Origin of the sequence: Oerskovia sp. Root918, from assembly GCF_001428945.1 — a bacterium.
Lineage (GTDB): Bacteria > Actinomycetota > Actinomycetes > Actinomycetales > Cellulomonadaceae > Oerskovia > Oerskovia enterophila.
Genome location: NZ_LMJG01000018.1, coordinates 21,451 through 34,333, shown reverse-complemented (window position 1 = coordinate 34,333; position 12,883 = coordinate 21,451). Strand labels below are relative to the sequence as shown.

The following is a 12,883-nucleotide window of genomic DNA, read 5'->3' as shown; positions in this document are numbered from 1 at the left end:
CGCCTCGAACGCTCCGCACCGCGCGATCCGCGGCCTTCCGCGCCTCGCAGCACGGCAGCGCGCCTGGATGCGCTCTCAGCCGATCGGCAGCTTCGTCACACAGTCGATCTTGGTGTATGGCCGCCCCTTGGCGTCGATCGACGTCCCGCCAGAACCATAGGCTCGGCAGCCCGTGTACCCGTCCTTGCCACCCGACGAACCGGAACCGGTCGTCGCGGACCCGCCGCCGGTCGAACCGTTCGCGGCAGAACGATCGGCAACCGCCTTGTCGGCCGCAGCGCGTTCGGCTGCCGCCCGCTCGGCTGCCACCGCTGCGAGTCGCTGCTCCTCGGCGACCCTCGCGGCTTCCACCTCTGCCGCGATCCGCTGCTCCTCGGCGACTCGGGCCGCTTCCGCCGCGAGTCGCTCCTCCTCGGCGAGCCGGGCCGCCGCTGTCGACGCGATCAACCTCTCGACCTCGGCACCAGCGGCAGCGCGCCGGTCGACCAGGCGGCCGAGCACCGCGGTACCGGCCATCGACCTCGCCAGCGGGTTCCCGTCCCCGGCAAGCACACGATCGACGACCCCGCCCGCCACGGCCAGGGCTGACAGCGTCGCACCGTAGGCATTGATCTCTTCAAGGGTCGCCCCCGCCACGGGTTCGGCGGTGGCGGCCGCTGCGACCTGCGCCTCGAAAGAGGTGACCTGACCAGGCAGGGTGCAGGTGGTCTCCGACGAGTACAGCCCGACCCCTGCTTCCTCGGCCTCGGCCCGCGCCTTGTCCACCTCGGCGAAGAAGCGTTCGTTGGGTTGGACGAGGATTGCGTCAGCGAGCCCCGCGCGTGCCATCTCGGCGTTGACGAAGGTCTCGTCGGTGAAGACGCCGGCCAGCTCTCGACCGTAGGAGTCCGTCCGCTCCTCGTCGTAGGCGAGGCCGACCGCCGTGCCGACCGGGAGCAGCCGGGCGAGGTGTTCGGCAGCCTCAGGACCGAGGCACTCGACGGCCTGGTCGGGATCGACCGACTCGGGGGCATCGATGTTGAGAAGCCGCACACGTCGGCTCTCTCCGTCGACCAGGACGTCGATCGTGTCCCCGTCGACGATCCGCTCGACGGTCGCCTCGGTGTGCGGCGCCGACGACCGGCACCCGCTCAGGGACACCGCGACCGTTGCGAGCGCCACGGTGAGGCAGAGGGCCCGCCGACACGAGGAAGGAGACTTCACGATGACGTCCGTTCGTGAGGGAGGAGGGCTACGGTCAAGAGTCCGAGACGGGGCGAGGCCCCGGGCCGCCTAGCACTCGCAGCCGACCCCAGGTCTCAACTTGCACAAATCGCCAGAGTAGGTAACTCTTAGGAAACTTTCCTAAGACGCCGGCAGAGAGGCCGAAAGACGTGTCCCGCACGCACATCCCGGGGACACCGGGACTGCTCCGCACGATCAACGACCGCGCGGCGCTCGAGCTCCTGCTCGACACCGGCCCCATGACGCGGTCCCAGATCGGCGACCTCACCGGCGTCTCCCGCCCTACATCCTCCCAGATCGTCGCCCGCCTCGAGGCCGCTGGGCTGATCGAGGCGACGGGAGCGGTCCAGGGCGCGCGGGGCCCGCAGGCCGTCATGTACGCCGCCCGCACGGACGTCGTCGTGGGCCTGGCTCTCGACGTCCTCCCGACGGGAGTGCGGGCGAGCGTCGTCGATGCCCGCGGGAACGTCCTCGGCTCCGCCGACGTCCCCACGTCCGCGGAGCGCACCGCCGTCCGCGACGTCCGCGCCGCGTGGGACGCGGCCTGCTCGGACGCGGGCGTGCCGGTCGAGCGCGTCGGCACGATCGTGGCCGGGGTCCAGGCCGCGGCCGACCCGGTCAGCGGCGACCTCTGGCTCGTGGGCGACCTGCCGGGGTGGCCCCTGCTCGGCGTCCGTACCCTCCTCGAGGAGGAGTTCGGCGTCCCTGTCCGGATCGAGAACGACGTCAACCTCGCCACGATCGCCGAGCGCGACGCGGGCCGACGCACCGAGAAGAGCTTCTCGCTGCTCTGGCTCGGCGGTGGCATCGGCCTCGGCACGCTGATCGACGGGTCGCTCCACCACGGCGCGACCGGGGCTGCGGGCGAGCTCGGCTACCTGCCGGTCCCCGTGACGGTCCGCGAGTACGACGACCACTCGATGAACCTGCAGGACCTCGTGGGCGGTCGCCGCTTCGAGGAGCTCGCCGCACGGTACGGCGTGCCGGGCACGACGTACGCCGAGGTCCTCGCGGCCATGGCCGCCGAGCCCGACAGCCCCGCGGTCGTGGCGCTCGTCGAGGACTTCGGGCGTCGCGTCGCCGCCGTGGTGCAGCCGGTCGTCGCGGTCGTCGAGCCGCACCTGCTGGTGCTCGGCGGCCCCACGTGCATCGCGGGCGGGCAGCGGCTCGCGGACGCGACGCGCAGCCACCTTCTCGACACCGAGCAGGGCGTGGCGCCCATCGCTCCGACGCTGGTGCCGGTCGCCCCCGTGCTGCGCGGGGCCGAGGCCGTCGTCGCGGCCGACGTCCGCTCCCTCCTGCTCGACCGGGTCTCGCTGCACCTCGCGGACCACGGCGCACCGCCCGTCACGTCTTCGGCGGTCCGCCCCAGCACGACGACCGGCGCCCTCGCGCCCTCGCACTCGGGGTAGTTCCTCTCACCTGCCCCGACGGGTGGTGGTCGCGGCCTGGGACGGCGACCACCACCCACCCTCACGCAGCCGTCGCCGGCCTGGCCCGACGGCGGAGCGCGCCTCTCGCCGTCCGCTCGCCGAGGAACCGGCTCACCCCAGCAGTGCGCGCACCTCGGCGGCCGTGGTCGCCCGCCCGTAGTCGGCGAGCTGGAACGACTCGGCGTACTCCCCCACGGGGTCGAGGCCCGCTGCGGCGACCGCCGCGCGCACCTCGGGCTGGGTGCACAGGTACGGCGCCCAGTGCTCGAGCACGAACTCCCGCTGCCCCACGGGGTCGCTCGCGGGCGGCACCTGGTCGAGCAGCCCGCGCTGCCAGGGCGCGAACTCCAGGAACTGCGAGGCGTGAGCCAGGCAGGCCCGCAGCTTGGCCTCGATCGTGCTGCTCACGTCCACCACCACGTCGTGCCGGTGGTGCGCGAGCGCGTCGTGGTCCGGCATGAGCAGGCACACGGGTGGGGTCTCCAGCGCAGGGACGCGGGGCACGACGTTCGCCAGCCCGACGACGGAGACCGCCTCGCGCACGAGGCGTCCGGCCGCGCGGTTGTCGAGGTGGCCGGGGCACTCGTCGTGGAACGTGACGACCAGGTCCGCCTGCCAGCGGCGGATCCTGGCGACGACCTCACGACGGAGCGCGATGCTCGGCACGAGCTCGCCGTCGTGCTCGTCGAGGATCTCGTACTCCTGCACGCCGAGCTCGCGCGCCGCGGCGAACGCCTCGACGGCGCGTCGGCGCGCGAGGGCCTTGCGCGGAGTCGACCAGTGCCCGGCGTCGCCGTTCGTCAGCGACAGGAACTTCACGCCGTGGCCGGCCAGGGCGAGTCGTGCGGCGATGCCACCCGCGTACTCGTCGGGCTCGTCGGGGTGCGCCGCGACGACCAGGACGCGCAGCCGGTCGGCGAACAGGCCCGGGGCCCCGTGCGGTTCCGGTGGGGTCATCGCGGACGCGGGAACCGCAGCTCGAAGCGCTCGCAGACCACGGGCATGTCCTCGCGGAACTCGTGGTCGACCAGGACCCTCGTGAAGTAGTCGCGGTGCCCGGCACGCCACGCCTCGAGCGACCGGTCGTCCTCGCCCTCGGCCGCCGCGAAGTCGGCGTCGACCTGGTCGAACGGCACGATCTCGACGGACGTGGTGCGGATCAGCGCACGCGGGTGGCCGTCGCCGTCCAGGATGATGGACAGCTCGCCGACGGCCGGGACGGGGGTCTCCTCGTCGTACTCCCAGTGCGAGGACGAGGTCGCGGTCTTCTCGCCCGAGAGCACTGCGTGGAGCAGCCCGTCGGCGAGCTCCGGGTTGTCGCCGAACGACCACGCGGGGGGCGGCACGGTCGCGGAGACCCCGAACCCGGTCACCACGCCCACCTTGCCCTCGCCGGCGCGCACCCGCGCGGTCTCCCAGAACTCCAGGAGCTCTGCTGCTCGCGGGTCCTCGCTCGTACCGGCGCTCGTGCCGTCTGCCCTGCGGTCGATGTCGTCGCTCATGCGTCCATGGTGGACCACGGAACGCCGGACTGCCCGTCTTGTCGCACTTTCACCGGCGGATGTCGCACAGATTCCACCCGGCCGACCGTCTCGCCCGACCAGTACGTCCCCTTGGCGAACCGGCACGGCCCCCCGGCGCGAGCACCTGTCGTCCTGGCGGACCGACCCGTCACCCTCAACCGAGCCCCGCCGCCCCCCGCACGACCACGGACGGAGCCGCGACCCGAGCTCCCGAGGAGGCACCGCCGTCGGGCACCCGCGCGCGCACGGGCGACCCGACAACACAGAGGCGGGCGGCGCCTGCCGCGCGATCGTGGTCGGGTCTGGCGGGAGGCCGCCAGGCCGGATGAAGATCGCGCGGTAGGTGCCGCCCGCCTCGAAGGTGAGCCACTCACCCCGCGTGAAGCGAGGCGAAGGTCAGCGACCGACCGAGCCCTCGGTGTAGTCGTCGTCGCCTGACTTCGCCCACGCGAACATCCCGCGCAGCTCGCGGCCCGTGGCCTCGATCGGGTGCGCCTCGCCCTTGGCGCGGAGCTCCTTGAACTCGGGGGCGCCCGCGTCCTGGTCGTCGATGAAGCGCTTCGCGAACGCCCCGTTCTGGATGTCCCCGAGGACGGCCTTCATGTTCTCCTTGACCCGCGGGTCGATCACGCGGGGGCCCGAGACGTAGTCGCCGTACTCGGCCGTGTCGGAGACCGACCAGCGCTGCTTGGCGATGCCGCCCTCCCACATGAGGTCGACGATGAGCTTGAGCTCGTGCAGGACCTCGAAGTAGGCGATCTCCGGCTGGTAGCCGGCCTCGGTGAGCGTCTCGAAGCCGTACTGGACGAGCTGCGACACGCCGCCGCACAGGACGGCCTGCTCGCCGAACAGGTCGGTCTCGGTCTCCTCGGTGAACGTCGTCTTGATGACGCCGGCACGCGTGCCACCGATCGCCTTCGCGTACGAGAGCGCGATGTCCCACGCCTGGCCCGACGCGTCCTTCTCGACGGCGATGATGTCGGGGATGCCACGGCCCGCGACGAACTCGCGACGCACCGTGTGGCCCGGCGCCTTGGGGGCGACGAGGATGACGTCGACGCCCTCGGGGGCCTCGATGTAGCCGAAGCGGATGTTGAAGCCGTGCGCGAACGCGAGCGTCTTGCCCGGAGCCAGGTTCGGCTTGATCTCGTCGTTGTAGATCGAGCGCTGGTGCTGGTCCGGCGCGAGGATCATGATGAGGTCGGCCCACTGGGCGGCCTCTGCGACCGTCTTGACCTCGAAGCCCTCGTCGGTCGCCTTGGCGATCGACTTGGAGCCTTCCTTGAGTGCGATGACGACCTGGACGCCCGAGTCGCGAAGGTTCTGCGCGTGCGCGTGCCCCTGGCTGCCGTAACCGACGACCGCGACCTTCTTCTGCTGGATGATCGAGAGGTCGGCGTCGTCGTCGTAGAAGAGCTCTGCCACGGTGTTACTCCTTGGGTTCTTGAGGTGGTGACGAACACGATAGTTCGACGTCGGTGGGCGACGTGGGGGTGTCCACCGGCGGGGGGACTGGGTCAGGCGGACCGGTGGGCGCGGTCGAGCGCTCGGTCGGTGATGGAGCGGGCGCCGCGGCCGACGGCCACGGTGCCGGACTTGACGATCTCACGGACCCCGTAGGGCTCGAGCGCACCGAGGAGGGCGCTCAGCTTCTCAGGGGTGCCCGTGGCCTCGATCGTCACGGCGTCGGGGACGACGTCGACGACCTTGGCGCGGAACAGCTCGACGACCTCGAGGACGCCCGTGCGGTTGGCGCCGTCGGCACGGACCTTGACGAGCAGCAGCTCGCGCTGGACCGACGAGGCCTGGTCGAGCTCGACGATCTTGATCACGTTGACGAGCTTGTTGAGCTGCTTGGTGACCTGCTCGAGCGGGTTCTGGTCGACGTCGACGACCACGGTGATGCGCGAGATCTCCTCGTGCTCCGTGGGGCCCACGGCGAGCGAGTGGATGTTGAACGCGCGCCGGGCGAACAGGCCCGCGACGCGCGTGAGCACGCCGGGCTTGTTCTCCACGAGCACGGAGAGGGTGTGACGGGACATGGTTGCGGCTCTCCCCGGTCTCAGTCTTCGCGGTCCCACGCGGGCGAGATGCCGCGTGCGTACTGGATGTTGTCGTTGCTGACGCCCGAGGCGACCATGGGCCACACCATCGCGTCGCGCGAGACGTTGAAGTCGACGACGACGGGACGGTCGTCGATCTCCATGGCGCGCTTGATGGCCGCGTCGACCTCGCTCTTGGACTCGACCCGGATGCCCTCGCAGCCGTAGGCGTCGGCGAGCTTCACGAAGTCCGGCACGCGCTGGGTACCGCGGCCCGTGTGGAGGTCGGTGTTGGAGTAGCGGGACTCGTAGAACAGGGTCTGCCACTGGCGGACCATGCCGAGCGAGGAGTTGTTGATCAGCGCGACCTTGATGGGGATCTCGTTGATCGTGCAGGTCGCGAGCTCCTGGTTGGTCATCTGGAAGCAGCCGTCGCCGTCGATCGCCCAGACGGTCTTGTCGGGCTGGCCGACCTTGGCGCCCATCGCGGCCGGGATCGAGTAGCCCATGGTGCCGAGGCCGCCCGAGTTGAGCCACGTCTTGGGGTGCTCGTAGCGGATGAACTGCGCGGCCCACATCTGGTGCTGGCCGACGCCCGCGACGTAGATCGAGTCGGGGCCGGAGATCTCGCCCAGGCGCTGGATGACGTGCTGGGGCGCGAGGTGACCGTCCTCGGGCTCGGAGTAGCCGAGCGGGTAGGTCTCGCGCCAGTCGTCGATCTGGTGCCACCAGGCACCCAGGTCCGGCTTGCCCTTGACCGCGTGCTCGCGCTCGAGCTCGGGCACGAGGTCCGTGAGCACCTCGCGCAGGTCGCCCACGATCGGGACGTCGACCTCGCGGTTCTTGCCGATCTCGGCCGGGTCGATGTCCGCGTGCACGGTCGTGGCGTTCGGCGCGAAGCTCGACAGCACGCCGGTCACGCGGTCGTCGAAGCGTGCGCCGAGGGCGACGATGAGGTCGGCCTTCTGGAGCGCCGCGACCGCGGGGACGGTGCCGTGCATGCCGGGCATGCCGAGGTTCTGGGGGTGCGAGTCGGGCAGCGCGCCGCGAGCCATGAGCGTGGTCACCACGGGAGCGCCGGACAGGTCCACGAGGCGGCGCAGCTCGGCCGAGGCGCCCGAGCGGATCGCGCCGCCGCCCACGTACAGCACGGGGCGCTTGGCCGTCGCGAGCAGGCGCGCGGCCTCGCGGATCTGCTTGGAGTGCGGCTTGGTCACGGGGTGGTACCCGGGCAGCTGGAGCTCCTGGGGCCACGAGAACGTGGTGCGGGCCTGCATGGCCGACTTCGCGATGTCGACGAGGACCGGCCCGGGGCGCCCGGTCTGGGCGATGTGGAAGGCCTCGGCGATGACGCGCGGGATCTCGTCCGGGTCGGTCACGAGGAAGTTGTGCTTGGTGATCGGCAGGGTGATGCCGACGATGTCCGCTTCCTGGAAGGCGTCGGTCCCGATCAGGGACGCGCCGACCTGGCCCGTGATCGCCACGAGCGGGATCGAGTCCATGTTGGCGTCGGCGATGGGCGTGACGAGGTTCGTCGCGCCGGGGCCGGAGGTCGCCATGGTCACGCCGACGCGACCGGTCGCGTGGGCGTAGCCCGATGCCGCGTGGCCGCCGCCCTGCTCGTGGCGCACGAGGATGTGGCGGAGCTTCTTGGAGTCCATGAGCGGGTCGTACGTGGGCAGGATCGCGCCGCCGGGGATGCCGAAGACGACGTCGACACCGGCTTCCTCGAGGGAGCGGACGATCGACTGCGCGCCCGTGACCTCCTCGGGCCCGACGACGGAGCTCACCGCACGCTCGCCGGGCACCGCAGCGCGGGCTCGGCTCTCGGGGCGGGCTGCGACGCTCGCGGGGGACGGGGCTGGCTTCGGCGCCGCGGCCTCGCCGGCGGGCGCGGGCGCGCCCTGCGTCGGCGGTGCCGGGTGGGGACCCTGGACCATCGGTATCTCCTGTTTCTCGGTGGCGGCTGGCTGCCACCGGCTGGATCGAGCTCACCGTGGTGGTGCTGGTACTGCTCTTGCTGCTGGTGCTGCTCTCCGTGCTGTGCGGTCGCGGTGTGGTGCGACGAGGTGGCCGCTTCCGGGGCGGGGTGTGCCCGGAGGGAGGGGCCGTGACAGTCGTGGTCGTGACATGAAAAAACCCCTCGTACCCGGTGAGGGCTCTTCGAGGGGTGAGCGCGCTGACGAGACCTGGTTGCTTGGCCTCAGCCGGCGCGCTCAGGAAGTACTACGAGAAGGATCGTCTGCACGTTGTGCACACTACGCCCTTGCCCGAGGGATGTCATGCGTCGAGCCGGACGTCTCAGGGAATGGGACGTCCGGCCCGACGGCGGTGGCCCGCCCGGGTGCGACGGGGCTCCTCCCGGCGGTCCGGGACGGGCTCACGACCTCCTGAGGACCACGCCTTCCCAGGCGCGCAGCACACCGGCTCGGCGCGCGGCCGCGTCGTCGTGCGTCGCGATCAGCACCTCGGCGCCCTCCCAGCCGGCCAGGACCTCCGGGGGAACCTCCTGCTCGGCGCCGCCCACGTTGACCAGGACGAGCAGCTCGTCGCGCGACGCCGTGCTCGCGGCGGACGCGACGCCGTCGGGCCCCTCTGCGGGCGCGGGCAGGTCGAGCGTGCGCGTGAACGCGTAGACGGCCTCATGGTCGGGTGCCAGCATGTGGAAGTCACCCAGGGCCACGACCGGGACGTCGTGGCGCAGCGCGACCAGGCGGCGGTAGAAGTGGAAGACCGAGCCGTCGTCGGCGCGCTCGGCCTCCGCGTTGATCGTGACGTGGTTCGGGTTGACCGCGAGCCACGGCGTGCCCGTCGTGAAGCCCGCGTGCTCCGACGCGTCCCACTGCACGGGCGTGCGGGCGTTGTCGCGGCTCATGGCGCGCAGCGCGACGAGCATCTGCTCCTCGGTCGCGACGCCCGCGTCGACCAGCTCGTGGAAGTGCCCCAGGGACTCGATGTCCTGGTACTGGTCGATCGACGTGAAGCCCGCGTTCGTCATCCCGAGCTCCTCGCCCTGGTAGACGTACGGCGTCCCGCGGTGCAGGTGCAGCAGCAGCGCGAGCGCCTTGCCCGAGGCGACGCGGTGCTCGCCGTCGTCCCCGAACCGCGACACGATGCGCGGCTGGTCGTGGTTGTTCCAGTAGAGCGAGTTCCAGCCGCGCTCCGCGAGCCCCACCTGCCAGCGTCCGAACGTCGCCTTGAGGTCGGTCAGACGCAGGGGCTTGACGTCCCACTTGCTCGATCCGTGGTCGATCCCCACGTGCTCGAACTGGAACACCATGTCGACCTCGTGGCGCTCGGGATCCGTGAAGAGCACGCCGTCCTCGATCGTGACGCCCGGGGCCTCCCCCACCGTCAGGAGCTTCTCGGGCCGCCCCGCGAAGACCTCGCGGTGCATCTCCTGCAGGAACTCGTGCACCCGCGGACCGCTCGTGTAGTACGGGCTGCCGTCGCCGTACGCGCCGTAGTGGACCTCGCCGTCGGGCAGGCCCGGGACCTTGCTGATGAGGTTGATGACGTCCATGCGGAACCCGTCGACGCCGCGGTCGAGCCACCACGTCATCATGTCGTGGACAGCCCGGCGCACGTCCGGGTTCTCCCAGTTCAGGTCCGGCTGCTTGCGCGAGAACAGGTGCAGGTAGTACTCGCCCGTCGCCTCGTCGTAATCCCAGGCGGGGCCTCCGAAGAACGACCGCCAGTTGTTGGGCTCCGCCCCGGGCGTGCCGGGCTCCATGCCCTCGCGGGCCGGGCGCCACCAGTACCAGTCGCGCCGGGCGTCGGTGCGCGAGGCACGCGACTCCCGGAACCAGGCGTGCTCGTCCGAGGAGTGGTTCACCACCAGGTCCATGACGACCCGCAGGCCCCGGTCGTGCGCCGCGGCCAGCAGGCGGTCGAAGTCCTCGAGCGTCCCGAACATCGGGTCGATGTCCTGGTAGTCGCTGATGTCGTACCCGTTGTCGTCCTGCGGCGAGCGGTACACGGGCGAGAGCCACACGACGTCGACGCCCAGGGCCACGAGGTGGTCGAGCCGCTGCTCGATCCCGGGCAGGTCGCCGATCCCGTCGCCGTCCGAGTCCTGGAAGGACCGTGGGTAGACCTGGTAGACCACCGCGCTCGTCCACCAGGGTGGCTCTCCTGCGGACCAGCCGCCGACCGGTCGCGGGGCAGGGGCAGTGGTCGGTTCCGTCGATGCACTCACGTCGTCGAGCCTCTCACCGCTCCCGGTGGGGTGCGCGCCGGGACGCGCCGGGCGGCCCCGACGTGTCCCCGGCGGCGGCGAGAACCGCAATCGCGTAGGAACGGAGGCCCCGCACCAGGCACCATTGACCCATGACCACCACCATCGAGCGGCTGACCGCCGACCTCACCACCGCCATGAAGGCCCGCGACGACTTCGCCAAGAACACCCTCCGCCAGGTCATCGGCGCCGTCCGCACCGCGGAGAAGTCCGGCTCCGCGGCGCACGAGCTCAGCGACGCCGAGGTCCAGACCGTCCTGGCCGCCGAGGTCAAGAAGCGCCGCGAGAGCGCGCAGATCTACCTCGACGCCGACGCGCCCGAGCGCGCCGAGAACGAGACCGCGGAGGCGGACTTCATCGAGAAGTACCTGCCCGCGAGCCTCACGCCTGCCCAGCTCGACGCGCTCGTGGCCGACGCGATCGCCTCGACCGGCGCCTCGTCCATGAAGGACATGGGCAACGTCATGAAGACCGCGACGGCCGCCGCGAGCGGCATCGGCCGGGTCGACGGCAAGGCGCTCTCGCAGGCCGTGCGTCAGGCGCTCGCCGCGCTCTGAGTGCCGGCCCGCTCCGGCTCGGTCGACCGGGCGACGACCACCCTGGGCTGGCAGGAGCAGGCCGCGAAGTGCGCGTACGCACGACCGTCCCGCACGACGACGCGATCCGCGGAGGGACCTGCGGAGTCGGCGGCAAGACCCCTCGAGACCGCCTGATGGCGAACGGCGGGGGTCTTGCCGTCATGCACTACTTGCTGTCGACGTGAGCGACCGGATCGTTGCTCTCAATGAATGCAGTGCGGACCGCAGGCCAGCTGGTCTCATCGACGTTCAGGGCGGTCCGAAGGTACGCAGTGCTCATCCGCTGAATGATGGCGACCCTCTCCGGGTTCTCGTCGGTGGTCTCGGCGACTTCGTGCCCGACGATCCCTCCCAGCGAGTGCTCGGCTCCGTGGAAGGTGAGGAGGTCGGTGGCGCCGGGGCTGCAGGTATAGGCGTCGGTGAACCAGTCGGGTCCGCGGCTGGACATCGTGGACTGGTCGTGGTCGCCGGCGATGACGAGGGTCGGCGTGGTCAGCTCCTGGAACGAGGGGCGCATGAACGGGAAGCTCGCCTGTGCGAACGGGTGCAGGTCATCGCCGCCGACGCCGGTCGCGGCGAAGAGAATGCCCGCGGCGACACGATCGTCGGACATGTCGTCGCCGACCTGGCCCGATTCGTCGAAGATCCGTGCACCGAGGAGCGACTGCGCGGTCTGTCCACCCCAGGAGTGACCGGTAGCGGCGACCCGGCTGCGATCGATACGGCCGGCGAGCCCTGGCACGGCGGCCTCGATGGTGTCGATCTGGTCGAGGATGCGTGCGAGATCCGCGATCCGCTCGGTCCAGATTCTCGGAAAGACGGGGTGGTCGAACCCGAAGCCGTTCCGGCGAGAGTCCAGGTGCGTGGGCTGGATCACGACGAACCCTCGAGAGGCCCAGAACCCGGTGAGCGGCGCGTACCCGTCGAGGTTCCATCCGTTGCCGTGGGAGAACAGCACCACGGGCAGGTCTGTGCCGGTCGCTGGTGCCGAGACACGCACCTCCAGCGGGACCGGTCTGCCCGGCGCAGACAGTGCGATCGGAGCGACCGACACGACCGGCCTCCCGGCACCGATGATGCCGTCCAGCGTGCTGACGATTGATGAAGTCATGAGAAGTACCTCTCCGAGGAGCTGCGCTCTGCGATACTGGTTATCGGAGCAACGTTCCGCAACGTTACGGAACGTCGCTCCGTAATGCAAGGGCGTGCGATGGGAAGGTGTGAGGACGAAGCCATGGTTGACGCCGAGAGGGAGCAGTCGCACGGCGCGCGACCCCAGCAAGCGGGCCGTCCGCGTCGAGATCAGCAGGTGCTGCTCGACGCGGCTGCAGCAGTGTTCGTGACCTCCGGCGTCGACGCTCCGGTGCGGGAGATCGCGGCGAAGGCTGGCGTCGGTGTGGGGACGATCTACCGTCACTTTCCGACGCGTCCCGAGCTGGTGGTGGCGGTGTACCGGCACCAGGTCGAGGCATGTGCCGATGCAGGCCCACGACTGCTCGCGGAGAGCGCGACACCCGAGGCGGCACTGCGGGCATGGGTTGCCTTGTTCGTGGAGTTTCTCGTCACCAAGCACGGGCTCGCTGGCGCACTGCAGGGAGACGGCGCTGGGTCCGACGCTCTGCATGCCTACTTCGTCGGACGCCTCGTGCCGGTGTGCGGCGTCCTCCTCGAGGCAGCGCTCGAGTCCGCAGGCAGAGCTCAGCCGGTTGATGCGTACAACGTGCTCAAAGGCATCGGCAACCTCTGCATCGGTGCCGCGAACGACGCCCGCTACGACGCCACCGTCCTCGTGCAGCTTCTCGTATCGGGTGTGCTCAGCCCAGAAGCTCGCTGACCCCGACCTCTC

At 70.9% G+C, this 12,883-nt stretch carries 11 protein-coding genes; 3 read left to right on the top strand and 8 right to left on the bottom strand.

All coding sequences use genetic code 11. From position 1 onward, the window contains the following. Positions 1-75: 75 nt before the first annotated feature. Positions 76-1,032 (bottom strand): thermonuclease family protein, encoded by a 957-nt coding sequence (locus ASE27_RS19155; protein WP_157257724.1) that lies wholly within the window; start codon positions 1,030-1,032, stop codon positions 76-78. A 341-nt stretch (positions 1,033-1,373) separates the two neighbouring features. On the opposite strand from ASE27_RS19155, the gene ASE27_RS19150 reads away from it, so the two are divergent. Beyond that, complete coding sequence (locus tag ASE27_RS19150; RefSeq protein ID WP_056654474.1) at positions 1,374-2,636, top strand: ROK family transcriptional regulator; 1,263 nt, start codon at positions 1,374-1,376, stop codon at positions 2,634-2,636. Between the two features lie 132 nt (positions 2,637-2,768). On the opposite strand, the gene ASE27_RS19145 is transcribed toward ASE27_RS19150, so the two are convergent. From ASE27_RS19145 to ASE27_RS19120, 6 genes are all read right to left on the bottom strand, one after another. Next, on the bottom strand, positions 2,769-3,614 hold the full coding sequence (locus ASE27_RS19145) for a PIG-L deacetylase family protein (protein WP_056654468.1): 846 nt from the start codon (positions 3,612-3,614) through the stop codon (positions 2,769-2,771). Beyond that, complete coding sequence (locus ASE27_RS19140; RefSeq protein WP_056654466.1) at positions 3,611-4,159, bottom strand: ASCH domain-containing protein; 549 nt, start codon at positions 4,157-4,159, stop codon at positions 3,611-3,613. Before ASE27_RS19140 ends, ASE27_RS19145 begins: the two co-directional genes overlap by 4 nt. A gap of 417 nt (positions 4,160-4,576) precedes the next feature. Further along, entirely contained in the window at positions 4,577-5,605 is a 1,029-nt protein-coding gene (gene ilvC, locus ASE27_RS19135; RefSeq protein WP_056654464.1) for a ketol-acid reductoisomerase, read from the bottom strand. A gap of 92 nt (positions 5,606-5,697) precedes the next feature. Next, complete coding sequence (gene ilvN, locus ASE27_RS19130; protein WP_056654462.1) at positions 5,698-6,222, bottom strand: acetolactate synthase small subunit; 525 nt, start codon at positions 6,220-6,222, stop codon at positions 5,698-5,700. A gap of 20 nt (positions 6,223-6,242) precedes the next feature. Continuing rightward, positions 6,243-8,162, bottom strand: coding sequence for an acetolactate synthase large subunit (locus ASE27_RS19125; RefSeq protein WP_056654460.1), 1,920 nt, complete (start codon positions 8,160-8,162; stop codon positions 6,243-6,245). Between the two features lie 440 nt (positions 8,163-8,602). After that, the gene (locus tag ASE27_RS19120) at positions 8,603-10,420 is read right to left on the bottom strand and encodes an alpha-glucosidase (protein ID WP_082609152.1); all 1,818 of its coding nucleotides are present in this window, start codon (positions 10,418-10,420) and stop codon (positions 8,603-8,605) included. Between the two features lie 131 nt (positions 10,421-10,551). On the opposite strand from ASE27_RS19120, the gene ASE27_RS19115 reads away from it, so the two are divergent. After that, complete coding sequence (locus ASE27_RS19115) at positions 10,552-11,016, top strand: GatB/YqeY domain-containing protein (RefSeq protein WP_056654456.1); 465 nt, start codon at positions 10,552-10,554, stop codon at positions 11,014-11,016. A 187-nt stretch (positions 11,017-11,203) separates the two neighbouring features. Here the strand turns inward: ASE27_RS19115 and ASE27_RS19105 are convergent, their stop codons facing one another. Beyond that, entirely contained in the window at positions 11,204-12,148 is a 945-nt protein-coding gene (locus tag ASE27_RS19105) for an alpha/beta fold hydrolase (RefSeq protein WP_056654452.1), read from the bottom strand. 123 nt (positions 12,149-12,271) lie between these two features. Here ASE27_RS19105 and ASE27_RS19100 point away from each other — a divergent pair, with 123 nt between their 5' ends. Beyond that, on the top strand, positions 12,272-12,871 hold the full coding sequence (locus ASE27_RS19100; protein WP_056654450.1) for a TetR/AcrR family transcriptional regulator: 600 nt from the start codon (positions 12,272-12,274) through the stop codon (positions 12,869-12,871). Positions 12,872-12,883 lie beyond the last annotated feature (12 nt).

What these genes read in the sequence shown, in the direction of transcription:
- ASE27_RS19145 (WP_056654468.1), bottom strand. Translation starts at nt 3,614, where the DNA reads ATGACCCCACCGGAACCGCACGGGGCCCCGGGCCTGTTCGCCGACCGG.
- ASE27_RS19140 (WP_056654466.1), bottom strand. Translation starts at nt 4,159, where the DNA reads ATGAGCGACGACATCGACCGCAGGGCAGACGGCACGAGCGCCGGTACG.
- ilvN (WP_056654462.1), bottom strand. Translation starts at nt 6,222, where the DNA reads ATGTCCCGTCACACCCTCTCCGTGCTCGTGGAGAACAAGCCCGGCGTG.
- ASE27_RS19125 (WP_056654460.1), bottom strand. Translation starts at nt 8,162, where the DNA reads ATGGTCCAGGGTCCCCACCCGGCACCGCCGACGCAGGGCGCGCCCGCG.
- ASE27_RS19115 (WP_056654456.1), top strand. Translation starts at nt 10,552, where the DNA reads ATGACCACCACCATCGAGCGGCTGACCGCCGACCTCACCACCGCCATG.
- ASE27_RS19105 (WP_056654452.1), bottom strand. Translation starts at nt 12,148, where the DNA reads ATGACTTCATCAATCGTCAGCACGCTGGACGGCATCATCGGTGCCGGG.
- ASE27_RS19100 (WP_056654450.1), top strand. Translation starts at nt 12,272, where the DNA reads ATGGTTGACGCCGAGAGGGAGCAGTCGCACGGCGCGCGACCCCAGCAA.